Origin of the sequence: Deefgea sp. CFH1-16 (genome assembly GCF_016881365.1) — a bacterium.
Taxonomy (GTDB): Bacteria; Pseudomonadota; Gammaproteobacteria; order Burkholderiales; family Chitinibacteraceae; genus Deefgea.
Genome location: NZ_WLYT01000001.1, coordinates 2,913,536 through 2,938,809, shown reverse-complemented (window position 1 = coordinate 2,938,809; position 25,274 = coordinate 2,913,536). Strand labels below are relative to the sequence as shown.

29 protein-coding genes and 1 pseudogene are annotated in these 25,274 nt (G+C 48.1%); 2 read left to right on the top strand and 28 right to left on the bottom strand.

Translation table 11 applies throughout. The features are described 5' to 3' along the window. Positions 1–93 precede the first annotated feature (93 nt). The 5 genes from GKO28_RS16095 to GKO28_RS21850 all read right to left on the bottom strand — a co-directional run bounded on the left by GKO28_RS16095 (position 94) and on the right by GKO28_RS21850 (position 3,926). On the bottom strand, positions 94–1,125 hold the full coding sequence (locus GKO28_RS16095) for an ABC transporter ATP-binding protein (RefSeq protein ID WP_182077050.1): 1,032 nt from the start codon (positions 1,123–1,125) through the stop codon (positions 94–96). Then, a complete protein-coding gene (locus tag GKO28_RS16090; protein ID WP_247646600.1) occupies positions 1,125–2,366 on the bottom strand; it encodes an iron ABC transporter permease in 1,242 nt (413 codons plus the stop codon). Before GKO28_RS16090 ends, GKO28_RS16095 begins: the two co-directional genes overlap by 1 nt. Next, positions 2,249–2,587, bottom strand: a complete 339-nt coding sequence (locus GKO28_RS20470) for a hypothetical protein (RefSeq protein ID WP_247646599.1) — start codon at positions 2,585–2,587, stop codon at positions 2,249–2,251. Before GKO28_RS20470 ends, GKO28_RS16090 begins: the two co-directional genes overlap by 118 nt. Before the next feature lie 342 nt (positions 2,588–2,929). Continuing rightward, the gene (locus tag GKO28_RS21855; RefSeq protein WP_282099443.1) at positions 2,930–3,418 is read right to left on the bottom strand and encodes an extracellular solute-binding protein; all 489 of its coding nucleotides are present in this window, start codon (positions 3,416–3,418) and stop codon (positions 2,930–2,932) included. After that, the gene (locus GKO28_RS21850; RefSeq protein ID WP_282099342.1) at positions 3,348–3,926 is read right to left on the bottom strand and encodes an extracellular solute-binding protein; all 579 of its coding nucleotides are present in this window, start codon (positions 3,924–3,926) and stop codon (positions 3,348–3,350) included. Before GKO28_RS21850 ends, GKO28_RS21855 begins: the two co-directional genes overlap by 71 nt. Positions 3,927–4,081: 155 nt before the next feature. On the opposite strand from GKO28_RS21850, the gene rdgC reads away from it, so the two are divergent. After that, positions 4,082–4,375 carry a recombination-associated protein RdgC gene (gene rdgC / locus GKO28_RS16080; protein WP_182077049.1) on the top strand — a complete coding sequence of 98 codons (294 nt, stop codon included), beginning with the start codon at positions 4,082–4,084 and terminating at the stop codon, positions 4,373–4,375. Continuing rightward, positions 4,353–4,994 (top strand): recombination-associated protein RdgC, encoded by a 642-nt coding sequence (locus GKO28_RS16075; RefSeq protein WP_182077048.1) that lies wholly within the window; start codon positions 4,353–4,355, stop codon positions 4,992–4,994. The genes rdgC and GKO28_RS16075 overlap by 23 nt, the downstream gene beginning before the upstream one ends. A gap of 237 nt (positions 4,995–5,231) precedes the next feature. Here the strand turns inward: GKO28_RS16075 and GKO28_RS16070 are convergent, their stop codons facing one another. From GKO28_RS16070 to GKO28_RS15955, 23 genes and pseudogenes are all read right to left on the bottom strand, one after another. Beyond that, positions 5,232–7,238, bottom strand: coding sequence for an NADPH-dependent 2,4-dienoyl-CoA reductase (locus tag GKO28_RS16070; RefSeq protein ID WP_182077047.1), 2,007 nt, complete (start codon positions 7,236–7,238; stop codon positions 5,232–5,234). A 241-nt stretch (positions 7,239–7,479) separates the two neighbouring features. Continuing rightward, entirely contained in the window at positions 7,480–8,622 is a 1,143-nt protein-coding gene (locus tag GKO28_RS16065) for an MFS transporter (protein ID WP_182077046.1), read from the bottom strand. Beyond that, positions 8,619–8,969: an EscU/YscU/HrcU family type III secretion system export apparatus switch protein gene (locus GKO28_RS16060; RefSeq protein ID WP_182077045.1), complete on the bottom strand. Its 351-nt coding sequence runs from the start codon at positions 8,967–8,969 to the stop codon at positions 8,619–8,621. Before GKO28_RS16060 ends, GKO28_RS16065 begins: the two co-directional genes overlap by 4 nt. Beyond that, a complete protein-coding gene (locus tag GKO28_RS16055) occupies positions 8,959–10,002 on the bottom strand; it encodes a flagellar hook-length control protein FliK (RefSeq protein ID WP_182077044.1) in 1,044 nt (347 codons plus the stop codon). The genes GKO28_RS16060 and GKO28_RS16055 overlap by 11 nt, the downstream gene beginning before the upstream one ends. Then, positions 10,002–10,421, bottom strand: a complete 420-nt coding sequence (locus GKO28_RS22420) for a DUF2802 domain-containing protein (RefSeq protein ID WP_182077043.1) — start codon at positions 10,419–10,421, stop codon at positions 10,002–10,004. The genes GKO28_RS16055 and GKO28_RS22420 overlap by 1 nt, the downstream gene beginning before the upstream one ends. 13 nt (positions 10,422–10,434) lie before the next feature. Then, the gene (locus GKO28_RS16045) at positions 10,435–10,761 is read right to left on the bottom strand and encodes a hypothetical protein (RefSeq protein WP_182077042.1); all 327 of its coding nucleotides are present in this window, start codon (positions 10,759–10,761) and stop codon (positions 10,435–10,437) included. Continuing rightward, the gene (fliS, locus tag GKO28_RS16040; RefSeq protein ID WP_203564223.1) at positions 10,748–11,194 is read right to left on the bottom strand and encodes a flagellar export chaperone FliS; all 447 of its coding nucleotides are present in this window, start codon (positions 11,192–11,194) and stop codon (positions 10,748–10,750) included. Before fliS ends, GKO28_RS16045 begins: the two co-directional genes overlap by 14 nt. A gap of 59 nt (positions 11,195–11,253) precedes the next feature. Beyond that, positions 11,254–11,559, bottom strand: coding sequence for a flagellar filament capping protein FliD (gene fliD / locus GKO28_RS21845; RefSeq protein ID WP_182077041.1), 306 nt, complete (start codon positions 11,557–11,559; stop codon positions 11,254–11,256). Next, positions 11,514–12,203, bottom strand: a complete 690-nt coding sequence (fliD, locus tag GKO28_RS20460; protein WP_182077040.1) for a flagellar filament capping protein FliD — start codon at positions 12,201–12,203, stop codon at positions 11,514–11,516. The genes fliD (GKO28_RS21845) and fliD (GKO28_RS20460) overlap by 46 nt, the downstream gene beginning before the upstream one ends. A 79-nt stretch (positions 12,204–12,282) precedes the next feature. Then, positions 12,283–12,783, bottom strand: a complete 501-nt coding sequence (locus GKO28_RS16025) for a flagellar cap protein FliD N-terminal domain-containing protein (protein ID WP_182077039.1) — start codon at positions 12,781–12,783, stop codon at positions 12,283–12,285. 53 nt (positions 12,784–12,836) lie between these two features. Then, positions 12,837–13,232 (bottom strand): flagellar protein FlaG, encoded by a 396-nt coding sequence (locus GKO28_RS16020; RefSeq protein ID WP_182077038.1) that lies wholly within the window; start codon positions 13,230–13,232, stop codon positions 12,837–12,839. 87 nt (positions 13,233–13,319) lie between these two features. After that, positions 13,320–13,640 (bottom strand): flagellin, encoded by a 321-nt coding sequence (locus GKO28_RS16015; RefSeq protein WP_182077037.1) that lies wholly within the window; start codon positions 13,638–13,640, stop codon positions 13,320–13,322. Between the two features lie 89 nt (positions 13,641–13,729). After that, entirely contained in the window at positions 13,730–14,584 is an 855-nt protein-coding gene (locus GKO28_RS16010) for a flagellin hook IN motif-containing protein (RefSeq protein ID WP_182077036.1), read from the bottom strand. Beyond that, positions 14,553–16,322: a flagellin gene (locus GKO28_RS21840; RefSeq protein WP_182077035.1), complete on the bottom strand. Its 1,770-nt coding sequence runs from the start codon at positions 16,320–16,322 to the stop codon at positions 14,553–14,555. Before GKO28_RS21840 ends, GKO28_RS16010 begins: the two co-directional genes overlap by 32 nt. Before the next feature lie 261 nt (positions 16,323–16,583). Beyond that, on the bottom strand, positions 16,584–17,048 hold the full coding sequence (locus GKO28_RS16000) for a hypothetical protein (RefSeq protein ID WP_182077034.1): 465 nt from the start codon (positions 17,046–17,048) through the stop codon (positions 16,584–16,586). Next, entirely contained in the window at positions 17,005–17,697 is a 693-nt protein-coding gene (locus GKO28_RS15995; protein WP_182077033.1) for a hypothetical protein, read from the bottom strand. The genes GKO28_RS16000 and GKO28_RS15995 overlap by 44 nt, the downstream gene beginning before the upstream one ends. After that, positions 17,651–18,088: a tetratricopeptide repeat protein gene (locus tag GKO28_RS15990; protein WP_182077032.1), complete on the bottom strand. Its 438-nt coding sequence runs from the start codon at positions 18,086–18,088 to the stop codon at positions 17,651–17,653. Before GKO28_RS15990 ends, GKO28_RS15995 begins: the two co-directional genes overlap by 47 nt. After that, positions 18,054–18,488 carry a tetratricopeptide repeat protein gene (locus GKO28_RS15985; protein ID WP_307839118.1) on the bottom strand — a complete coding sequence of 145 codons (435 nt, stop codon included), beginning with the start codon at positions 18,486–18,488 and terminating at the stop codon, positions 18,054–18,056. Before GKO28_RS15985 ends, GKO28_RS15990 begins: the two co-directional genes overlap by 35 nt. Before the next feature lie 38 nt (positions 18,489–18,526). Then, the gene (locus GKO28_RS15980; protein ID WP_182077031.1) at positions 18,527–18,910 is read right to left on the bottom strand and encodes a tetratricopeptide repeat protein; all 384 of its coding nucleotides are present in this window, start codon (positions 18,908–18,910) and stop codon (positions 18,527–18,529) included. Positions 18,911–18,948: 38 nt separating this feature from the next. Further along, positions 18,949–19,533, bottom strand: a complete 585-nt coding sequence (locus tag GKO28_RS15975) for a methyltransferase domain-containing protein (RefSeq protein WP_182077509.1) — start codon at positions 19,531–19,533, stop codon at positions 18,949–18,951. 196 nt (positions 19,534–19,729) lie between these two features. Next, a pseudogene (galU, locus tag GKO28_RS21835) lies at positions 19,730–20,792 on the bottom strand (UTP--glucose-1-phosphate uridylyltransferase GalU). 387 nt (positions 20,793–21,179) lie between these two features. Continuing rightward, complete coding sequence (ligA, locus tag GKO28_RS15960) at positions 21,180–23,594, bottom strand: NAD-dependent DNA ligase LigA (protein ID WP_182077030.1); 2,415 nt, start codon at positions 23,592–23,594, stop codon at positions 21,180–21,182. 246 nt (positions 23,595–23,840) lie between these two features. After that, positions 23,841–25,094: a cell division protein ZipA C-terminal FtsZ-binding domain-containing protein gene (locus GKO28_RS15955; RefSeq protein WP_182077029.1), complete on the bottom strand. Its 1,254-nt coding sequence runs from the start codon at positions 25,092–25,094 to the stop codon at positions 23,841–23,843. Between the last annotated feature and the right edge of the window lie 180 nt (positions 25,095–25,274).

Below are 25,274 nucleotides of genomic sequence, written 5' to 3'. Positions count from 1 at the left end.
TAGAGATCCAGCAAGGAGAAAATTAGTTATATTAATTTTAACTAATACGGCACTATTCACCTAGACAAATCACCAGCAACAGCAAATCGGGCACTATTCAACTTTAAAGTAAATCACGTGCTCGCACTCTACCTCAATACCAATGGCTTCACCGATGGCATGATTATGGTGGCTAGGGACCAAAGACAGCACCTTATGCCCTGAAGGCAGCGCCAAAGTATATAAAAAATGTGCGCCACGAAACACCTTCGCCACGACCTCGGCCTTTAATGGACTGTGATCGACATGCACAATATCGTCCGGCCGGATTAGCACTTCCATCTCAGCACCAATACCGCATTCAATTGGCACCGTGCGGCAAATTTCACCGAGTTCAAATGCAATACAATTGGGGCCACTTAAGCGCGCCGGCAGCATCACGCCTTCACCAATAAAATTGGCCACAAAGCGATCGGCAGGCTCATGATACAAATCATAAGGTGCCGCCCATTGCCGCAATGCCCCGTCGTGCATCACCCCCACGCGATCGGCCATCGCAAAAGCCTCGCGCTGATCATGCGTCACTAAAATCGCCGTGGTACCACTGGCTTTTAAAATCGCCCTAACCTCTTGGCCTAAACGCTCACGCAATTCAACATCTAGATTTGAAAACGGCTCGTCAAGCAAGAGTAACCGCGGCTTAGGTGCTAAGGCGCGCGCCAATGCCACCCGCTGCTGCTGCCCACCGGATAATTGATGCGGATAGCGATCTTCCACATGGCTTAAACCGACCAATTCCAGCAGTTCAGCGATTTTTTTGGCGTCTTTATTCGGCAAACCAAACGCAATATTGGCCGACACGGTCAAATGCGGAAACAAGGCATAATCTTGAAACACCATGCCGATGCCGCGTTCTTGCACCGGCGTTTGCCCTTGCGCCGAGCCCACTTGCCGTCCAGCCAAAACAATTTGTCCGCCAAGCAAGGATTCAAACCCTGCAATCGCGCGTAAAACCGTGGTTTTGCCGCAGCCTGAAGCGCCGAGCAAACAGCCAATTTCACCTTCGAGTAGCTCAAACGACAAATCTTCAACGACTTTACGCCCGGCAAACGAAACTGCCAGCGCAGCAACTTGTAGCAATGCCATTATTCACTCTCTGATTTTCTAACCAACAAAATCACTGGCAATAAGCCACTGATTACAATTAATAAACTTGGCAGTGCCGCATTTTGCCACATGCCTTCGGATGTCATTTCAAACACCCGCACCGCCAAGGTATCCCAGCCAAACGGGCGCGTCATCAAGGTGATTGGCATTTCTTTCATCACATCAACAAACACCATCAATACCGCCGTCAATACGCCACCTTGCAGCAAAGGCAGGTGTAAACGCCACAATAAACCGCGCTCGCTCACCCCTAAGGTGCGAGCGGCATCTTCTTGATTGCGACTAATCCTTTGCATGGCACTATCAATCGGCTGAAAGCCCACCGCCATAAAGCGCGCCGCCAAAGCCAGCAACATCACTGCGACTGAGCCTTTTAAAATCTGAAACGTAGTAAATCCCAAAGCATGGGCAATGGGTAGCAATTGGTTGTCTAGCCACGCAATCGGTATAAACACGCCAACGGCTAGCACCGTCCCCGGCACGGCGTAGCCCACGGTGGCGATTCGCACCAAGGCTGAGGTGATTTTTGCGGGATAGCGGCGCTGCACATACACCATCAGTAATGCCAACACTGTAACAATCAACGCCGCCAGTAAGGAGATGCCGATCGAGCGCAATATAAACCCCGGATAGCGCGAATCAAAATCTTCACGCCAAACTTCAGCACACCAAACCAGCAATTGCGCCATCGGAATTAAAAACGCGAATAGCAGCACCAAGGTACAAGCCACGGTGGCCCAACGTCCTTGCGATGGCGTCAGAATAATCCTTTCCCGCGCCACAATGCGGCCATGATAACGGCGCGCACCCCGCCCCCAACGCTCAAGCCCGAGCATCAGCAGCACCAACAACACCAGTAAAGACGCCAATTGCGACGCGGCAGTCAGGTTAAACAATGAAAACCACGACTTATAAATTGCGGTGGTAAAGGTATCAAAATTAAAAATCGACACCGTACCAAAGTCAGCCAGTGTTTCCATCAGCGCCAACGTCACACCGGCAATGAGCCAAGGGCGCGCCATGGGCAAAGCCACGGCAAAAAAAGCCCGAGGTCGTGACATGCCCAACATCTGCGCCGCCTCGAGTGCGCGCTTACCTTGGGTTAAAAATGCATTTCTGGCGAGCAAATACACATAGGGATAAAAAACGCCAACGACATCACCAAAATCACGCCACCGGTACTGCGAATACGCGGAAACCACGCTGATGAGCCCGTCCATTCACGCAATAGCGTTTGCACTGGTCCAGTAAAATCTAAAAAACCCACCATCACAAAAGCCAGCACATAGGCTGGCATGGCCAAAGGCAGCATTAAAGCCCAAGCAAAGAATTTTCTTCCAGGGAACTGGCATACAGCGGTGAGCCAAGCGAGCGGTACGCCCAAGAGCAATACCCCCACCCCTACCCCCACGATTAAGATCAAGGTATTTTTTAAGCACATCTGGCAGCACATATTCAGATAAATGTTGCCAAATTTCAGGCTCGGGATGCAAAAAAGAGCCCATAACCACCAACAGCGGAATCAGTGTCAGCAAGGCTATTGGCAATAGCAATACCGCACCGCGAGGAGACATCAAGCGCATAGCGATCCAAAAATATGAAAAAGGCAGCCGATTAACGGCTGCCTATCGATTGTAATCGGGCGCGAGCGATATGCCACGTTTTGATTACAATAAAATGATAGCGAAGTACGGCATCCCAATTTTATCAAAAAACATCAAAACACACTAAAACGAAAACCACAGCGTGTTTTGCTGCCTAAGGACGCGTACTGCCGCTGTAATTATTTATACCCTGCGCGATCCATCAATTTAACCGCTTGCGACTGCAATTCACCGGCCTTACTCATATTGATTAAATTTTGCTTAAATGGCCCCCAAGAAGCGACCAATTGATCCGGTTTAACCGCTGGATTAACCGGGAACTCCATGTCTTTATCCGCGTAGATATTTTGCGCTTTTGGCGACGACAACCATTCGATTAACTTCAAAGCACCGGCTTCATTTTTAGCGTAGCGTGTTACACCCGCGCCCGAAACATTCACATGCACGCCTTCGGCTTTTTGATTAGCCCAGAATAATTTAGCGTTAAATTTAGGGTCTTTCTCAACAATTCGGCCGTAATAATACGTATTGGCAATACCCACACCACACTGACCGGCAGCAATGGCTTCCAGCAATTTAGTGTCATCAGGGAATACATTAGTCGCTAAGTTGGCCACCCAACCGCGAACAATTTTCTCGGTCTTGGCTTCGCCATATTGCGCGATCATCATCGCAACCAAGGACTGGTTGTAGACTTTTTTTACTAGTGCGTAAGCATAATTTGCCTTTCCATTTTGGATCGGCCAAATCTTCATACGTCGAGAGTTGATCGGCGCTGACTAATTCAGGATTGTAAAACATGGTGCGTGCGCGCACTGACAAGCCGTACCATTGCCCTTTTTGATCACGCAAATGCGCTGGAATATTCGCGTCTAACACTTTTGAGTTCACTGTTTTCAACAAACCCAAATTCGATGCTTGCCAAAGATTGCCGGCATCGACTGTAATCAACATATCCGCTGGCGTATTACTACCTTCGGCTTGTAAACGCGCCATCAGGGGGCCTTCTTTATCGGTCAACACTTTGACTTCAACGCCAGTTTGCTGGGTATACGCATCAAACAAAGGCTTAATCAATTGCTCGTTGCGGGCGCTATACACAGTGACGGTTTCAGCTTGGGCAAAACCCGACAGCAAAGACAAAGTGAGAGCAGAGAGTGCGATGCGTTTCATCATGATCATGCCAAAAAGTAAGTAAAGTTGACTCACTTTAGCACACAATAGCAATCATTCTCAATATCATATACAAGGCAAACCGACTCTTTTGCGCTTATATTTTGCGTCTGCCGCTAGCAGCGCTACAATCGGCCACCCAGATAAAGGAAAGCCCCATGCTTTGGTTTCGTAACTTACAAATTTATCGCCTGAGTGCCGATCATGCACTCACTAGCGAATCCATTGGTAGCGAATTGGCCAAACGCCCGTTTGTACCTTGCGGCAGTATGGACATGCAAAGTTGTGGCTGGGTTGCGCCCGCCCGTCATGCGCCAGAAGAATTCGCATTCGTACGCCAAGATGCCGTGTTGATCAGTCTGAAAACCGAAGAAAAAGTGCTGCCTGCCGCCGTGATTAAAGACGAGCTCGATCAGCGGGTTTTACACATTGAGCAAGAAGAAAAACCGTAAAGTCGGCCGTAAAGAACAGCGCGAAATGAAAGAGCGCATTACCGATGAGCTGTTGCCACGTGCATTTACCCGCAGCCGTACCAATCGTGCCCTGCTCGACTTAGCCAATGGCTTAGTTATTGTCGATGCTGCCTCTGCCGCCAAAGCTGAATACCTACTCTCAACCCTGCGCGAAACGCTCGGCAGCTTGCCAACACGTTTGATTGACACTGAAATCAGCCCAGCAATGGCGATGACCGATTGGCTGGCGAACGAACCACCCGCAGCTTTTAGCATCGGCCAAGATGCCGAGCTTAAAGTACCGGGCGATGAAGGCTCAATTGCCCGCTTTAAACGTCAAGTGATGGACTGCGAAGAAGTTCGCCAACATTTAGAAGCCGGCAAAATTGCCACACGCTTGGCTTTGGCCTTTGGCGAACGCTTAACGTTTACACTCACCGAAGCGCTCGAAATCAAATCATTGGCGATGCTTGACGTGCTCAAAGACGAAGTCAAAGACATGGACGCCGAAACGCAAGACGCGCTATTCGAGTCGCAAATGGCGCTGTTGATTGGCGAGCTACGCGGGTTTATTCCTGAATTGGTTGCAGCACTGGGCAGCGAAACGCAAAAAGCCTAAGCCATTGCGTAAGTGACACCACCAAGTCAAACATTGAAAAGCCAACGCAGAGGCGCAGAGACGCGGAGAAAACCAGTGCAAAACATCAGTAAATAACGACTTAAATCGTCGTTTTTACTGGAATTTAGTTCTGAATTGGCTTTTCTCTGCGTCTCTGCGCCTCTGCGTCAAAAGGTTTTTTTATAAAGTGAACGGCATGACGCTAACCAGGCTGTTTTTTATACACTAAACCGATAACTACAACGTCAAAGCAAGTTTAAAGCCCTGTTCAATCGCCCGCTTGGCATCGAGTTCGCCCGCCTCAAGCGCGCCGCCAATCAAATGCACTGATTGCTGTAAAGCTTGCAGCTGAGTATATAAATCACTAACTGATTCTTGCCCGGCGCACAACACAATTTGCTCGACTGGCAGGCATTTTTCAACGCCATCATGACGCACATGCAAACCGGCATCATCGATTTTTAAATATTCAACGCCGCCCCATAAATGCACGCCGCTGCGCTGCAAACCAATACGGTGAATCCAACCGGTGGTGCGGCCTGGTCCAGCGCCAGGTTTACCTTTGCTGCGTTTAAGTAGCCAAACCTCACGCCCACTATCGTGCACTTGCGGCGCAACTAAACCGCCTTGGTGACTTAAGGTCGTGTCTACACCCCACTCAGCCAAATACTCCCGTTCGGTATGCATGCCATTAACTAAGAAATCAGCGACATCGACGCCAATACCCCCTGCCCCAATGACGGCGATTTTTTGTTTTGGCGGCACTTTGCCGGAGATTAAATCGGGATAACTCACCACACTGGCGTGATCAATGCCTTCGATCTTTGCCACACGCGGCACGACGCCAGTCGCAACAATCACCTCAGCAAACTTGCCCGCTAATTGCGCGGCAGTCACACGCTGATTGAGTTGAATTTCAACGTTAAATTTAGCCAGCATTACCGTAAAGTAGCGCAATGTTTCGCTAAACTCGGCCTTGGCTGGAATATTTTGCGCCAAGCCAAACTGCCCACCTATTTCTGGCCCAGCTTCAAATAGTGTGACGCGATGCCCAGCTTGCGCGGCAGTTAACGCCGCCATCAATCCAGCCGGCCCAGCACCAACGACGGCGATGGTTTTCGGCTGTTGGCTGGTGACGACATTCAGTTCAGTCTCATTACACGCGCGCGGATTGACTAAGCAAGATGCGGGTTTTCCTTCAAACACATGATCCAGACAAGCTTGATTACAGGCTATACAGGTATTGATCTCTAACGCACGACCCGCTTGGGCTTTAAGCAGATACTCTGGGTCGGCCAATAAAGGGCGCGCCAACGACACCATATCGGCATCGCCACGCGCCAAAATAGCCTCGGCGATTTCTGGCGTGCTAATCCGATTCACCGCAATTAAGGGAATGCCTACATGCGGTTTTAGCGCCCGCGTTACCCAGCTATACGCCCCACGCGGTACGGTGGCGGCAATGGTTGGAATTCGGGCTTCGTGCCAACCAATGCCGGTATTGAGTAATGTTACCCCAGCCAATTCCAGCGCTTGGGCTAACTCAATCGCCTCGGCCAACGTGCCGCCTTGCTCGACTAAATCGAGCAAGGAGATACGGAAAATGACGATTGAATTAGGTCCCAAGGCCGCACGCACTGCTTTGGCGATTTCAATAGCAAACCGCTGCCGATTGGCAACACTGCCACCCCAAGCGTCTTGGCGCACATTGCTGCGTTCAACCAAAAATTGATTAATTAGGTAGCCTTCAGAACCCATGATCTCAACGCCATCATAACCGGCGCGCTGCGCCAAACTGGCGGTATTGGCAAAGTCGGCAATGGTTTGTTCGATTTCAGCGGCGCTAAGTTCGCGTGGCGTAAAAGCAGAAATGGGCGAAGCAATCGCCGAAGGCGCAACCGCATCCGCATGATAGCCATAGCGACCGGTATGCAAAATTTGTAGGGCGATCTTGCCACCATTGGCATGCACTGCGGTGGTGATCGGGATGTGCCGAGCCAGTTGACTGGCGTCATTGAGCATCGATGAGCCCACATACATGCAACCTGCCGGATTGGGCGAAATGCCGCCAGTGACAATCAAGCTCACCCCACCCGCAGCCCGTTCAGCATAAAAAGCTGCCAATCGCTCAGGGGCATCGTCATGCTCTTCTAAGCCGGTGTGCATCGAGCCCATTAAGGCGCGATTTTTTAGCGTGGTAAAACCAAGATCAAGCGGGGTAAATAAATGCGGGTATAAGGGCACAGCCGTCTCCAAACGATCGTTTGAATGACATTAGCTTAGATCGCCCTCGCTAGACTATTAGGGTTAATCACCCAGTCTCGATTAAGCGACACTTTTAGCTCCAAGCAAGTACGTGGCGTAAACAAAAAACACCGAGCGAGCGAGCTCACCCGCGAATGCAATCATCAATAAGGAGAAGCTTCGCTGGCAAGCCAGTTCCTACGCAGCACTTCTGAAGCAGAGACTGAATCAGGTAATCGATTTAATGCCAATCGACCCGTCGAGTGCACCAAGCAATCAATGTAGCCGCCAGCGCAATCACCGCCATGCCCCACGCCAAATTACTGGCATGAGCAATAAAGCCAATCAATGGTGGCCCCATCAGCGCCCCAATCGAACCCATGGTCGTGACCGCCGCCAACGCCACTGCGCCATGCTTGGCGGCTGCGGCATACACACACGGCGACACTGCCGCCACGCCCAGCCCAACCAAAGCAAAGCCAATTAAAGCCGGTACCACGCCACCCACCACCAAAGCCAGCGCCAAGCCCGCGCCAGCCAACAGACCTCCGCCCGTTAACATCCGCTCAGCGCCCCAGCGGGTACGCCAACCATCGCCCAGCCAACGCGCGATCAGCATCGTACCGGAAACACAGGCAATCCCTAGCGGCGCCAATTGCGGCGAAGCGCCGGCCATATCTTTTAAATACAAAGCCGACCAATCGGACATCGACCCTTCAACCACCGTACCGCACAAGGCAATCAAACCTAACCACAATGCCACGCCTTTGGGCATCACAAAGCGTTTGCCATTGGACTGCTGGGCATCTTTTATCTGCTCGGGCAGCAAGCCTTTACGCGCAAAAGCCACGCCAAGCCACAACAAACCAGCGGCAGAAACAAAATGAACCCATAAAGAATCCGTCAGCAGCGTCAGCCCAGAAGCAAACAAAGCCGCCAATAAACCGCCCAAGCTAAATACAGCATGTAAGCGCGACATAATCGCTTGCTTACCCGCCAGTTCAACCTCAACCCCTTGTGAATTCATCGCGACATTTAGGCACGCCACGGCGATACCTTCCAGCGCCATCACCGCCATCGCCAACGGAAAGGTCGGCGCCAAAGACAATGCAATCAAAATCAAAGGAATCGCCGACCCAGCCAGCAGGCAGAGTTTTCTCGACCCGAGTTTATGCAGCAAAGTGGCGGTAATTGGAAAAGAAAATACCGCGCCCAAACCGCTGGCCAACAATAAAATCCCCACCTCAGCGGCGCTTAAATTCAATTGCATTTTTAAGGTAGGAATGCGCGAAGCCCAGGTACCAAAATTAAAACCCAAAACCAGAAATAAAGCGGCCACCACCGCCAGCTGACTGCGGCGTAAAGAGACTGAAGAAATAATCACAAGGAGTCCGTCGGATCAACAACTAAAGGCGCAGCCTGCGGCTCGCTTAAAGCAGATAAATGACTAAAATCAGGCGCGGTGACGGCATCACCCCGCTCGAGCATATAAATAAACGCCAGCAATTCTGCCACAGCGCGATACAGCTGCGCGGGAATCTGGCTGTCTAAATCAACTTGCATCAATAAAGACACCATTTCTGGTGAATCATGCACAAAGATACCGGCTTCTTTGGCTTTTTCAATAATGCGTTCGGCCAGCAAACCCTGCCCTTTGGCCACTACACGCGGCGCACTACTGCCTTCTCGATACGCCAGCGCCACCGCGCGTGATAAGGGTTTATGGCTCATTGCTAACCTGATATTGCACGACATTGAGTCCTGCGGCCGCAAAGCGCTCGAGCAAGCTCGCTTGCTGCTGCTTAAGTAAATCAGCGGTATCGGCGTTTAGCGCATTAAAGCGCAAATGAAACTGTCCATGTTGCAAGCTAGCAACAACGCCCAACTCACCCAGCTTAGGTAAAGTCAAATCCAGCTTGGTTTGCCATTGCTGCTGCGCAAGATTGTGCTCGCTATGCCCTTCGCCCTCGTTTTTTAACTCTAATTCCCAACGCAAAGGCTGATCGGGCCACGCCGCCCCTTGCCAAATCAAAGGCCGCTGCTCAAGTAAATCGACTTGCTGGCGCACCAGTTGACGCATCGCTTGCTCGGGCGGTATATCATCATTTTTTTTATTCAACAACAAGGCATCCGCCGCCATCGCCGTGGTTTGACGCGCTAAAGGCTGATCGCTCTTTAGTCTCTGCTCACTGTCTGCGGCTAAATTAAATTGCGCTTGAGGTTCTTTGAGCAAGGTTTGTAAAGGCCGCTGCCCACTCACCCATTCGGCTTGATGCGATTCATAAAACAAGCCACTTTCTGCTAAACGCCCCGCCAATTGGCCTGCCAATTGCGCCGAATTGGGCGATCCCACAAACAAAGGCTGCGCCTGTTGCAATACCGCCGTTTTGCCATCAGTTGCTGCATTTAATACGGCGCTAAGCATCGCAGCACCTTTACTTAATGCCACATTGGGTGGCGGTGCTAATGTCGGTTTGGCTTCAGCTTGAGCCAGACTAAAGGTGAGCGTTGGCGTTTTGGCCAACACCGTTAAATCGAGTGTTTCACCCGGTTGGGTATTGCGAGGTAGGTTGAGATCGAGCAACTGATCTTTAATCAGCACCGCAAAGCGGCCATTGGGTAACAGATTAGTCACCGTCGCTTGAACTTTCTCGCCCACGGTAAGGCGGATATCATCAGGGGAGAGTTTGACCGCTTCTAAAACGCCTTGCTGACCGCGCAAATATTGCGTTAGCAAGGTGCTGGCCGTATTACCCGGCAGCATTAGTTGCGTTCCGCGCTACGATAAATCGCCACAATCAAATCGGCCTCGCCGCGAGAAATGCCGCAAGAAGCCGCCACCTCTGGCGCATCCGCACCGGTCTGCGCCAAACGAATCGCGTGCGCATAAGGGGATTCAGTGGCGTTTTGCGGCGGCGGATTGAATGCCGAATCAGGCAGCGATGCATTTAATTGCTCAGGCCGCAATAACGACGTTAAAGAAGCCAGCTTTACTTTTAAAAACTGAACCTCTTGCTCCAATGCATCGAGCTGGCTAAGAACAGTCGCATTTATTTTATATTTTTCTTTTTGTTTATTGTACTTATACCAAAAAAACAATAATTCCAGAACATAAAATAAAAAAAATATCAAACCCAAATAGAGTAATTGCTCCCAAGAAAAACCGATCAAAGATTGAGACACAATCACCTCATTTTTATAAATATTTATCTGACAATCGACTCGCTTGCACCAAACCTTTCATTTTACCTTGTATTTCATTTTGCCATGCAATCGCAATTAATTGAAGATCACTATTGAGTTGGCTATTTTTTTGCATTATATCTACCAAGCTTTGCTTTTCTTGAGCGCTAAATTCAAACCAATTTATATCAGGTAAATCCGTCGTTAATTTTTCATATTCTGGCCAAGCAAACTCAAAATCATTCCATTGCTGATTTTTAGCCAGCTCGTGCAGTTGAATTAAAAAAGCATACAACAAATCAAATCTTTTTTTAATGCGATTAAAATCAGGCTTTTCCATGCTGCACCGCATGCGCTGGCGGCGCTTTTTGTGCTTCACTCAAAGTCGGCACAATCGACATCCAAGACTCCTTTAATTCGGTCAACAGCTTAATATTGTTTTCAATTTTTTCTATATCATTCTTAACGTTTGCTTCAAAAAATTGCCGCGTAATATACTCATACAAAGCATCTAAATTCTCAGCCAACTCACCACCGGTATTTTTATCCAAAGACAAGCGTAAACCATCTTCAATAATGGCAATCGCCCTAGAGATTTCCTGCGCCTTAGCGGGTATATTTTTTGACTCTAAATGCATTTTTGCTAAATTAGCCGCTTTAATTGCACCTTCAAATAATAAAACAATCAATTGATGCGGTGACGCTGACATCACCGTCACATCTAAACTTTGCTGGCCATAAGCCGCCATCGCTCGCTTCATTGTGGCACTCATGATTAACACCCATAAATAGAACTAATACGAAAATATTTTATTAAAAACTGCAGAAAATATTACATTTTTGCAAACTGAGCCGTTAAATAACTACTAGTTGACTGCATTTTTGCAATCGCTAAATCTAAAGCACCAAATTGCTTTAAATATCGCGCTTGCACGCCTTCTAATCGGGCGACTTCTCCTTTCTTTTGCTGTTGAATCGCCGTCGTTGTTGTTTGTAAACCAGATATTTTAGTACTTAAATTACCGCCAGTACCCAGCATCTGCGCCAACATCGAATCAAATTTTAAAGCAAAACCAGCTTTATTTTCAGCACTTACCACACCACTGGTTTTATCATAAGCACCAAAAAACTTAGCCACTGCATCTGGGTTTTTCTCTTAATCGCGGCGTCAAACTTAGTTTTATTTAAGGATAAAGTACCTTCTTTAGAAAATGAGACACCTAACGATGACATGGTATTAAATTCACCATCAATATCATAAGCAGATGTAACCATGTTGCGAACCTGACTTAAAGTTGAATTTGCCGCGCTATCGCCTTGCAGCGTCGCGCCTTTGCCTGTTTTAGGATCAAACTTGGTTAAATCTGAAACTTGTTTATTAAAGTCATTAAATGCCTTAACAAAACCTTCAACTGCCGTTGCCGCACCTGCCGAATCACGCTTAATCTCTAAGCGAATAGATTTAGAACTACCTAGATCAAACGGATTACTATCATTTGGATCAATTAGCGTGTTTTTCCATAAATCAAGCGAAACACCACTAATTGCATCTGTTACTGTATTTTGACTTCGATTAATTTGTACGCCATTCACACGAAAAACAGCGTCTTTTGCCGTTTCGCCATTGAGCACTTCATAATTGGCATCCACCCCAACAGGGTTATAAGCCAATTTATTTAAACTAGTGGTCCCTGCATTCTGCACTTCCATTTTAAATGCATTTTTTGCACCACTATCGCCACCATTAATCACCAACCGAGCACTGCCGGTATTTTCATTCACAATGGTAGCGCCAACACCGACTTTGGCCGCATTAATTGCATCTCTTACATCAGCAAGCGTAACCGTTGTCGCACCATCTTTAGGTTTGATGGTAATGCTCGCGGCGGTTCGCGCGGGATCGGCAGTAAATGTGGTGACTGGAGAGTCTAAAGATCCAAAAGTAATTTTTTAAAGTGGCCTGCCCGCCTGTTAAGTCAGCGGTATTGGCCAAAACTTGCGTTGCCCCGGTAAACTGCCCTGACTTACTGGTTACTCGCTGCCCCATCGCCAATTGCAAAATATCAATATTATAACTACCGACCTCGGCCTCATTGGTCGCTTTGGCTGTCATCGTTTCAACACTACTTGACGTTGATTTAACACCGGTAAAAGCAGATAAATTACCCAGCCCAGCACTTGCGGTTTGTAATGTTGATAGCGCAGATTTAACCAGACCTAAAGCTGAAACTCGTTCTGTAATTTGCGCTTCGCGTGTAGTGAATTTAACTAAAGATCCACTCTCCGCATCCATTAATTTTTTAACCAAGCCCTGAACATCCAAGCCAGAACCTACGCCAGTAGAAGAAGAAATGGTGGCCACGATAAAACTCCTTCATGCACTGCCAACTTTAAATAAAACTGCCAACTCAAAGGTCAGGCTTTATCACGAATCAATAAGCCTTGAAACTTATCAATAGCTTTTGCAATGTCAATCACCACTGGGCCTGGGATCATCCGTATCACTTCTTTAGAATCGATATCCATGACCTTTACCATTTTAATATTGGTCGAGTCGTCAATTGAAAACTCTAGCCCAACATCGCGTTGCATTGACTGAATTGCATCATTCATCTTTTTTACTGAATCTTCTAAAGATTTAGCTTCAGAGTCAGGCTCTGCAGCCTTAACTGCTTGTACAGTCTGCACATCACTTAAAGGCTGACTTAACGTCACCGCAGGCGTATTTTGAACTTCCGCTGCAGTGGATGAACTCGGCCGATTTGTCGGCGAAGGTGCCGACGAGACCTGGTTGAGATTAGAGATTTGCATGACGAAAACTCCTTAACGTTTCAGCACAGAAGCCCCGAACATCATTCTCGGGGCTTCTGCAGATTACATTACACTACCCCAACCTGCTTAGCCACGCAACAAGCTGAGCACACCGTTTGGCAATGAGTTAGCTTGCGCCAACATTGCAGTACCTGCTTGTTGCAAGATTTGATTTTTGGTCAAGTTCGCGGTTTCCGCAGCAAAGTCAGCATCACGAATCCGGCTACGTGCGGCAGACAGATTCTCTGCGCCGGTTTGCAAATTCGAAATGGTTGATTCAAAACGATTTTGCACCGCACCCAAATCACTACGCACTTTATTGATCCGCGATAACGCCGCATCAATCACCTTCAACGCGTCTGCAGACCCCTCAACGGTACTAATATCAATACCGTTCACGCTCGACATACTTGAAACATTTGAATCATTTGCCGCTGTTTTGAATAATGAGCTATTTGAGCCTTTAAGCGCCGCAGCTGATCCAGACTCGCTCGATGTTACATCATAAGTGGCTGAACCACGGAAGGACAAAGTGCCACCAACGACAGTTGAGTCCGCGTTTTTATCCACTTTACCGCCACTAGACAAAGTCGTTGCGCGGCAGTACTGACTGTTTTCACGGCACCAGTCAATTGATCAACTTCTTGCGTCAAGCCAGAAATTTTCATGGTTGCTTCTACTGAATTGATGTTTTCTGCACTTGGTGGCTTACCAGCCGAGTGTGTGAAATCGATCAATTTAATATCTGCACCCGTTTTTTGTTCTAGCACCAGTGATGAATTACCCGTATCTAGTTTTGCAGTAATCCCGGTTTGATCGGCACGCTCATTAATTGCATTGGCCAATGCCGATAGGTCTGCGGTTTCACCCGACCCAGTCACACTGGCCGAGATCGTAATTGGCGAATTATTCGTACCCACTAGCTTGAATGAAACCGTGCCAGCAGTACTCACATTGGATAACCGTGCTTGAGTTAACGCTTCAGCAGTAACGCCTGTTTGGCTGGTTTTAGAGTTCACCAATTGCGCCATCACATCAGCCGAAGTTTCACGCTTCACCTCAATTTTAGCGCTACCTTCTTTACCATTAATCGTGATCGTTTGACTGGCTGCGGTATTGCCGACATTTAACCCCGTCGATTCAACTGCAACCGCACTATTGGCCACGCCAGCAAAAGACCCTGTCGCCGCAGCCAACGAACTTTCTACAGTCAGCCCCTTCGCCATTTCAACAGTAAAGCCACCGCCAACGATACCTGCAGTACCAGTAACACCAAAACGAGTTGAATCTGCATCGTGACCAATCACATCCATAGTCAAATTAGCAGAACCTTGTAGTTTTAATATCTTCACCAGTGTTGTTTTTAATCACCGCAAATCCGCTAGAATCCAGTGAAGCAGTAAAGCCCAAGTCTTTTAAGGTGGTATTACCATTCACTGCATCCACAATCGCTTTATTGGCTTGCCCTGCATTATTGAGCGTAGTACCGCCTGACAAAGTTAATGCCTGCCCATTCACTGTCATTGCATTAGCAGTGAATGCAGTTGCATTCACGGTTGCTGTGTTGTAACCCGTAGCCTTAACACCAGCAATTGCATTTAGCTGCGCAACGGTTGTTTTAGCTGAGGCGCCGACAGCAATTGACACCGGACTACCTACTGTTGTACCTGTGGCATCTTTAATGGTTAAAGTTTCAGCAAGCTGAGTATTGGTTGCGCCCGTTACCGCCTTCCCCGTTGTGGTGCCGCGAGTTTTCACCAGATTTTCTGATGTATTGCCGCTGATCACATTATCAATCGCCACATTGGTCTGTTTTGCCGCAACCGCCACGCCCGCCGCAGAATTAAATAAGCCGGTCGCAGCCGTCACACTAGACTCAATGGTATAGCCATTAGCCATAGAAACACTCAACTGCCCACCAACAACGGTTGAGTCCGTCGCTGTAGTCCCCATCGTGAGTGTTTGTGCACCATTACTAGACAAAGCACTGCCTGTCACATCTACCGATGCACCGACACCATTTGAGGTACTTGCAGTAAGTCCAATAGATGCACCGGTGGTATTTCTAAGAATCAAGTTACCAGTATCATCTTTACCAGCAACCAGACCCGCGCCCTGTAGGCTTGAATTACTATTAATCGCCGATGCCAATGCATTAAAAATTTGCTCTTGGCTGCTATTGGCAGAAACCCCCGACAGTGCCAAAGTGGCCTCTTGGCTGCCTGATGACACAGTAAATGTGACAGTGTCAGTGGATGCACCAGCGGTAACATAGTTGGATAATTTTGCTTCAGCCCAGCCCGATGCGGTGACCCCGTCAACCCGATTCAAGCGTTCCGCAACAGTACTCGCATCTTCACCAGCCAGCACTTTGAGCGTTTGTACTGCCGCACCCGTTGAATTTCTAACAGTTAAATCCTGAGCTACAATATTACCAGCACCAGCAAGTGCTTTTGCTGTGGCGATATCAGTAGAACGTGTTACTGCTTTGCCTACAGTAGTTCCTTCTGTGGCAAAGTTATTATTAAATGTTGAGCGCGCCATCCCGTTATTGGTGTTATTTGCAACCACTACATTAGAACCTAAGTTTTTAGCGCGCGCATCACCAATTGAGACCCCAATCGTTTGATTGGCATCGGCCCCAACTTGGTACGAAACATTTTGCTGCGAACCATCGAGTAATTTTTGGCCGTTAAAATTGGTGTTATTCGCAATACGATCGATTTCTTGCTTAAGTTGATTCACCTCAGAATTAAGTGCTTGGCGATCTGAGGCGCTATTGGTTGCATTGGCAGACTGAACAGATAGCTCACGCATCCGTTGCAGCATATTGCCAACTTCTTGCAGAGCGCCCTCCGACGTTTGCACCATAGAGATACCGTCATTGGCATTACGTGTGGCTTGGTTTAAGCCTTTAATTTGGCTGGTCATCCGTTCAGAAATCGCTAAACCGGCAGCATCATCTTTAGCGCTATTAATACGCATACCAGACGACAAACGCGTGAGCGACGTAGCCAACGATGATTGCGACATATTTAAATTGCGTTGCGCATTCAGCGAGGGGACGTTTGTATTAATTACTTGTGGCATGATGCTTACTCCTTGAAGGTGGTTTGGCTTCAGCGGTTCGCATCAATGCGCCGCCTACATTTCACTTATCGACGTAAGCGATATTATCTTTAGAAAAAATTTATTTTTTTTCACATCAATTTAATGATCACCGCCAATCAAGACCAACAATCAAACCTTAAATTATTTCAATACCATCCTTTCAAGCACTCACCCTATTTGCGGACAAGCCCGCCCCACTATGCAGACCGAAGTCGTTTACTTTTCGATATCTTGTAAATTTTATTTACTGCACCACACCTGCCAAAGAGAACGTAAAACTTGCTGTAAATTTTGAGCAAACCGCGGAGCATCACACAAAGGAGAGTCCACTATTTTTTGCCGCAAATGAGCCCGTAACATAACCAGACCATCCAGATCTGATGCGAAAGCCACGGCGCGAGAGAAGTATTCGTTCTGCGTAAAAGCAACCCAATCATCCAGCCCTGCGGTGCGCAAAATACTCTCTCCTTGATGCGACATGACTGTTGCGCCACTCAAAGTCAGTACCGGCACCCCCATCCATAAAGACTCAACCGTTGTTGTTCCACCCACTAAAGGAAAAGGATCCAAAGCGATATCAATTTCTTGATAAGTTTTTAAATAATCAATTCGATTAGAGGCAGAGCGCAAAATTAAGCGATCAGCAGTTACTCCCAATTGTTCAAATTGAGCAATGAGATCTGTACAAACTTGCTGTTCCCCCAATGTGTCTAGACTTGAGCATTAAACGACTAGCAGGCAGCGCAAGTAAAATCTTCGCCCAAAGCGCAATTACATTCTGATTAATCTTGGTTAAATTATTAAAACACCCAAAAGTCACATAACCATTTTTGCTCAATGGCAAGAAAGAACAGGGAATATCTTCTTTCGGCGGAGTAAAACACAAAAAACTATCCGGCAGACGAACAATTTTTTCAGTATATTCATGCTCAAATTCGGCAGGCACCATCCAACGGTCCGTCAAATAATAATTCATGGTCGACAACCCGGTTGTTAGCATACAGCCCAGCCAACTTATTTGAATAGGCGCCGCTTGATAAGCAAACATTGGCAGTCGATTAAAAGCAGTATGACCTGATAAATCAATCAGAATATCGACTTGATCATCATGAATTTTTGTTGCCAACTGACAATCAGACAATGCAGTCACTTGATTAAAATGTTTCACCGCACGCCGAATTGACTCAGTAATCTGATCCTGCTGCAAATGGTTTGAATATACGACTAATTCAAATTCATTTTCAGCAATAACTGCAAACTCACGAATAATACTTTCAACAAAATAACCGACTGGATGAACTCTGAAGTCACCAGAAACAAAACCAATCGTTAGTTTTTCTTTCTTTATTAACATCAGCCGAATACGACGTATATTGATTTACATTTTGCGCCAATTCAGCGAAAAATTTTGCTTCCGAAACATAAACCATTGGATCAATACCATGATAATGGTAACCCAAAGTCATAATTAAACTACTACGTAAATCATAGTCTTGCGGGCGAATCAGCAAAGCCTGCATCAGATGGGTTACTGCCAAATGGATCAAACCCATATCTTTAAAAACATTAGCTAAATTAGCATATAAATCTGCCGACTCTGGGTGATTCTCAAGCGCAGCAGTAAATACTGCACGAGCTTGCTCCAAGCGCCCCATTTCTCTATAAATAATGCCCAGCCCATTATGGGCTTCAAAATAATCAGGCTGACACTCAAGCGCCAGTAAAAAAAAAACGCTCTGCGTCAATTGCTCGCCCTAAGTCTCTATATAAATAAGCCAAATTATTTGCAGCATAAACATGCTTAGCATTCAGTTTAAGAACACATTGATAAGTATTTTCAGCCTCAGCATACTCACCCAAACCTGCATATGAAATGCCTAAATTATATCTTGCATCAACATCATCCGGTTCAAGCACTAAAGCATGCAGAAGGTAGCTTTTCGCTGTTTGATACATTTTTAATTCATTATACAAAATACCAATATTACTATTTGCCAAAGCATAATCTGGGGAAATCATAAGCGCAGCTTGATACGATGCAATTGCAGAGTCCATATCCCCTATTGCGCGAAATGCACTTGCCTGATTATTATATGCATCAAGATATTGAGAATGGTATTTAATCGCATTTGAGTAACAATCTATTGCGCAATTAAACTCATTATGTGAAAAATAAGCATTTCCTAGGTTAAAGTTAACCTCTGGATCATTCGGCTCAATGCGCAGCGCATTAGAAAAAAAGCAGCAATTGCTTCAGGATACAGCCCCAGCCGAATATATGCATTACCTAAATTATTAAATACCTGAGGATCATTTGGCGCCAATTCTGCAGCCCGCAATGCGGGGTCCAGCGCATCTTTACCCTGCAAGTTCAACGACAAGGCAAGCATTTTGAATAAAATAGCGGAACTAGGATAATGCAGCAATTGTTTTCTAATTTCTAACTCTAGCTGATAATAATTAGCTAGAGCCACTATACTTGCTAAGCGTTGAATTATATTATTTGGAACGGCCCGTTCAGTTAAAACAGCCGCAACTTTTGAAAGTCGCTTTTTATTTTTTGACAATCCAAACCTCAAACTAAAAAAAACATCCGAAAAATAGCTTATGTTGGCAAGCCGAGCAATTCAATCGCCCAATCTTTTGGTTGTTTAAAAAATGCAATCGCTTTGACTTCTAAAACCTCTAAACCGGTATATACCACGCTAAAGCCTGCAGACTCCAAAACAGAAACCAATGATTTTTGAGTAAACCCCGTTTTATGCGCATAAAAATCATGTCCACTCGACTCAATCTCAACGCCGTAGCCATAAATAACATCACGCACCAAAATCGGGCCGGCGGGAGACTGATATAAAAAATCATCAATATCTAGCCCTTGTTCAACAACCGTTTGCATAACGGCACCCATATCTGGCACACGAATCACAGCAAAACCATCCGGTTTAAGTACATGCGCAAAACCAGCTAATACTTTCAATACATCATGGCGATAATAGTGTTCTAAATTATGCGAACAATAAATAGAATCATATGTTGCTGCAGGTAAGGTCAATAGTTCGCGCGCATCACAAACCACATCGGGATTACCCTTGGGATCAATATCAAGTAATACATGAGTCCAGCCGTCATACTCGGCAGGAATAGGAATGTCTTTAGAATTTCCACCTACATTAAGCACTTTTCTCATAAATCCACCGTCGACTGTACTTATGGTTATTAAAAAAATCAATTTACAGCATGGCTCTGCATACCAGCAAGATCTGAATACAATCCGTTGCAGCGCAATAAAAAAGACACTCCAAGAGTGTCTTTTTTAGCCAAGGCCTCGGCATACATCATTCATTAATCAACGCGGCATAGCGAACAATCAATGAATTCCATATTTAATTATTATTAAAATTCATCCCATTCAAATACGCCGTAAATTCCGCACCAACTTCGTGATGCTTCATCCCCAATTCAACCGTGGCTTTCAAAAAACCGATTTTGCTGCCGCAGTCGTAGCGGGTGCCTTCGAGTTTATGCGCGAGGATGTGTTGCTCTTGCATTAAGGCAAAAATACCGTCAGTAAGTTGGATCTCGCCGCCTTTACCCGGCTGCACGTGTTGCAAGTGATGGAAAATCCTCGGGGTAAGGATATATCGGCCAACCACGGCCAAATTTGAGGGGGCTTCTTCCGGTTTTGGTTTTTTCAACGATATTGCCAATGCGCAAACGGCCAGCGTGTTCAGACACTTCAACAATGCCGTAGCTACCGGTTTCTTCCATTGCCACTTTTTCCACCCCAAGCACCGAGCAATGCGTGTCGTCAAACACGTCGACCATGCGCTTCATTTCTGAGACGCCATTGCCGTCGATTAAATCGTCGGCCAAAATCACCGCAAATGGTTCATCACCCACTACGGGCTTCGCGCACAATACCGCGTGCCCCAAGCCCAAGGCTTCGGGCTGGCGAATATAAATACACGTTACCGATTTAGGAATAATCCGCGCAAGATTTCGAGCAATTTGGTTTTTTGCTTGGCTTCTAAATCCGCCTCTAGTTCACCGGCTTTATCAAAGTGGTCTTCAATACTGCGTTTATGCCGACCGGTGATAAAAATCATTTCGGTAATACCCGCAGCCAATGCCTCTTCAACCGCGTATTGAATCAACGGCTTATCGACGATTGACATCATTTCTTTGGGGCTAGCCTTAGTAGCTGGCAAGAAACGCGTACCCATGCCGGCGACAGGGGAATACGGCTTTGCGGATTTTTTGCATGGAACTTCCTTGTTGAACAGGTGGCGCGATCAAGCCTAGGCGCAAAGCAGCGCCCATCACTTGATCGGATTGTTTTTGATTGAGTTGATCCGGCCACTGCGAAACCGCAGAACGCCCCAAGCCCAAGGCTTCGGCGAGACGGGTTTGCGAACCAAATAATTGCAGAGCATCAGACTTACGCATGGCGTTATGTTTAATCATTTAAACAGCAAAGTCAACACTTAAGCCGACTTATAATTTGTTTATTTTTTTAAACAAAATGTACATGCGTTTGCTGATTGTCGTGAGAGCAATGATAAGTCGGCTACTGATCATGTTTTTGCTTTAGAAACCAACAAAAAGCGTGGTATTTGAAGCAGCGAACTCGCCCTGCGCGCTAAATAAAAAAACCTTCGCGGGCAAGCCCGCTCGTAGCATCACCCTCACCCTAGCCCTCTCCCATCAAGGGAGAGGGAATGCCGCGAAGCTTTAGTCACTATCAACACGTAATCTGAAGATTACCAAACATCCATAGGTATATCATTGCAGCCTTTAACAAAAAACAGCCACCAACAGATACCCTGCTATACCCTAGGCCAATAACTGAATCAGATCTTCCTCGCTCAACACCGTCACACCTAATTCTTCGGCCTTTTGCAATTTACTCCCTGCCGCCTCGCCCGCTACGACAAAGTCGGTTTTTTTCGACACACTGCCCGAGACCTTACCACCAGCCGCTTCGACCATCGCCTTGGCTTGGTCGCGACTTAAAGTCGGCAATGTGCCGGTGAGCACGACCGTTTTGCCCATTAACACGCCTTGCGCCACGGCACCCGCCTCAGGCAGTGCAGCCAATAATTCGGTGCGCAGGGTATCGAGCTGCGCCAACACTTGCGCCGCAGGCGTTGCCAGCCAAGCCAATAAAGATTGGGCTACATCCAGCGGCAAGCCCGCGTCTTGCAATCGACCAAGGCTAAACCCGTGCAAATCGGCCAAGTTGGTGAACGATTGAGCCAACGCATTACAACGCGCTGCGGTTAATTTAGGAATTTCCAATGCCGCCAACATTGCCGCCGGCGTGAGTTTTTCACGCAAAGCCGGATGCGGCACATGTTCGCCCTGCGGCGCTACGCCCAAAACCAAAAAGTCATCAATCACTTGCTGGTTATGCGGCTCGGCCAAAAATTCGGCCAAAGCGGCAGCGACGGTACTGCCAATATCGGGCAATACACGCAGCAAAGGCGCGGGGGCGTGGCGAATTCGCGCTAGACTGCCCAACCAATCGGCCAGCGTTTTGGCGGTGGACTCGCCCACATGGCGAATGCCGAGCGCAAAAATAAACCGCGCCAACGGCGGGCGCTTACTGGCTGCTATACCCGCCAATAAGTTTTCGGCCCATTTACTGGTGACTTGCCCCGCTTTAACACTCTCCGGCGTGACGCCATCACGCTCATCAGCGCGGCGCTTCATCGCCAAAAAGTCGTCCAGCGTTAAGCGATACAAATCGGCCAAGCTGGTGACATAACCCAAATCCACCAAATTATCGATATACCGCTCGCCAAGTCCGTCGATATCCATCATGCGGCGCGAAGCAAAATGCCGCACCGCTTCTTTGCGCTGTGCCGCACAAATCAGCCCGCCAGTGCAGCGCGTGACCGCCTCACCAGCTTCGCGCACCGCGTGCGAACCACAAACGGGGCATTGCTCGGGCAGGCGATAAGCCGGGTATTGTGCTGCAAGCTGCGTATCAAAAAGATCTGCGCCCGATACCTCAACCATCGGTCGGCGCTCGATCACCACCGACACCACCTCAGGAATTACATCCCCAGCGCGGCGCACGACAACGGTATCGCCAAGGCGAACGTCTTTACGATCTATTTCATCTTGATTATGCAGCGTGGCATTGGTAACCGTGACGCCACCAACAAACACCGGCGCCAAGCGCGCCACCGGCGTTAAAGCGCCAGTACGACCCACCTGCACATCAATCGCCTCGACGACGGTGAGTGCTTCTTGCGCCGGATATTTATGCGCCACCGCCCAACGCGGCTCGCGGGTGCGAAAGCCCAATTGGCGCTGCAGTTCTAATGAGTTCACTTTGTAAACCACACCGTCGATATCAAACGGCAGCGTATCGCGCAGTTGCGCGACGCGCTGATGGAACGCCACCAAGCCCTGACCGCCTTGCACCACTTCACGAATATCGCACACCGGAAAACCAAATTCAGCCAAAGCATCCAGTACCCCACTATGGGTATTGGGCTGCAGATCCCAGCCTTCAATCGCGCCCAGTCCATACCCATAAAACGATAATGGACGCTCGGCGGCAATTTTGGGGTCTAACTGACGCACGGCACCGGCGGCGGTATTGCGTGGATTGACAAAGGTTTTTTCGCCCAACTCGCGCTGGCGCGCATTGAGTTTTTCAAAATCATCGCGGCGCATATACACCTCACCGCGCACTTCGAGCACTTTGGGCCAGTGCGGCGCAGCCTCTGCACCTTGGCTGGCGCGCAGGCGCAATGGGATTTGCTGAATCGTGCGAATATTTTGCGTTACGTCCTCACCCGTTGCGCCGTCACCACGGGTTGCCGCTTGCACCAAAACGCCGTCTTCATAGCGCAAACTAATTGCCAAACCATCAAACTTTAATTCGGCGGCATATTCAATTTCGGGAGCACTCGCCCCTAAATCCAATTCTTTACGCACACTGGCGTCAAACGCCAACGCGCCTTGCGCCGTGACATCGGTTTCGGTGCGAATCGACAGCATCGGGATCACGTGCGTCACTGGCAAAAACTGCGGCAACACCGCGCCACCTACGCGCTGCGTTGGCGAATCAGCGGTTTTTAATTCGGGATGCGCGATTTCTAGCGCTTGCAAAGCCTGAAACAAACGGTCGTACTCAGCATCCGGCACCGTTGGCTGATCGAGCACATAGTATTCATACGCATACCGGTTGAGTTGTTCGCGCAATTGCTGGGCGCGCTGTGCAGTTTCAAGCATGATTCAATTTCCAAATTAGGGACTTCAATAGCAAACGCCGCTTCAGCCGAAGCGGCGTTATTCACTCTATACCGAATAAATCGGCAAGGCCAACAGCGTGGCCCATCTTAACCATCTAGGGTCTGTTGACGCCTGGTTTGCCGCCGCGCTGGAGCGATTTTCGCAGCGAATCAAGGCGCAGTAAGCGATGCATAGTCATGTTATGTGCGCTTGCTACAACGCAGCGTCACCGCGAAAGCGCCCAGCCTAAGCAAACAAGCGCAGTGCCGCCATCGAGCCAGGGGCAATGCCGCGATCATCCATGCTGGCATACAGGCCACTGAGTTGCTTACGGATATTGGCTAAACTGGCTGCATTCAATGGTTTTTGATTGTCATCGACCAAATCACAATGCAAAGCCGTCGCCAAGTTTTGTGCAAAATCGGCCAGATAATCAAATACCGCCAAACCACCCGCTACGCGCGGCACGTCAAACAGCAAAGTTAAACCTTGCGAAGTCGACATCAACGGCGTTTGATCTTGATTGGCCAATACAAACAAGGTTTTACCCGAATCACTGCGATATTGGAACGTGCCATCGGCATGATTGCGTACCAATCCGGCTTGCTCCGCCAAAATACGCACTTTTTCCATCGGCAATGGCCGACTGCCAGCAGGAATATTCAAACCAATCAACACATCGACCGAAGCACAAAATTCGTCGAGCTCTACGGCCAAATTGAGTTTGGCGGCGCGCTGCGGAAAGGTCACCGAAGCATCCAGTGCATCGGCAAACTGCTGCACGCCCATACAAAACGCATTCAGTGATTCTTGGGTTAACGCACCTTGTCGATCGGCCATTTGTAAGCCGATGCGCAATTCTTTAAAGCGACCCCGCGTGGTGCTATTGAGCATTTCCCATTGCTTGTTTTGGTTTAAACCCAAAACCTGAATTCGCTTATTGGCTGGGAACGGCGGCACTTCAGACGCAGAGATCGCATCCGGCGCATGCACTTCGGCAATAAAATCTAACGCTGGATCGAGCAAACTGCCGGCCAATACCACTTCATCGACCACTTCTTGCTGCAGCGTCGGTACGGCGGGCGCAGCGGGGGCAACCGGAGGTGGCGGCGAAAAAGTTGGCTCGGTATAAGCTGGCGCGATAGGTTCCACCGGCGCTGGCGGCGTATACATCGAGCGATAGGCAGGCGGCATTTCCGGAATATCATCGGGCATATCGTCGCTTAACGTCGATTTGCTCGTATTACTTGACTGCGCAGCGCTCAATTGCGCTTCACTTAAATCGGGCACATCGTATTCGGCCTGATCCAAGCGATTTTCATCATAAAGTGGCGCGGACTCAGCAGCCAACGTTGGCTCTAAAATCGGCTCAAGTCGCTGCCCATCGCCTTTACGCACCATATTTTTGGGCGTATTGAGCAATACATCGGGCTGATTGCGCGCAAACGCCTTATTCGCTTGCTGGCGAAAGCGGTATTCTTGCCACCCAATTAAATCCATACACTGCGGCGACAATCCCACCGGCACCGACTAAGGAATAAATCTGCAACTCAGTCATTGTTTTATTTAGGTCTCTACTTAGGCGTAATTAATTTACGCGTTAATTATATTTTGCACCAAGGCAAATTACCGATCTAGCTCAAATCAACGCCGCAAATCAGCGGTGCGCCATCACGATTT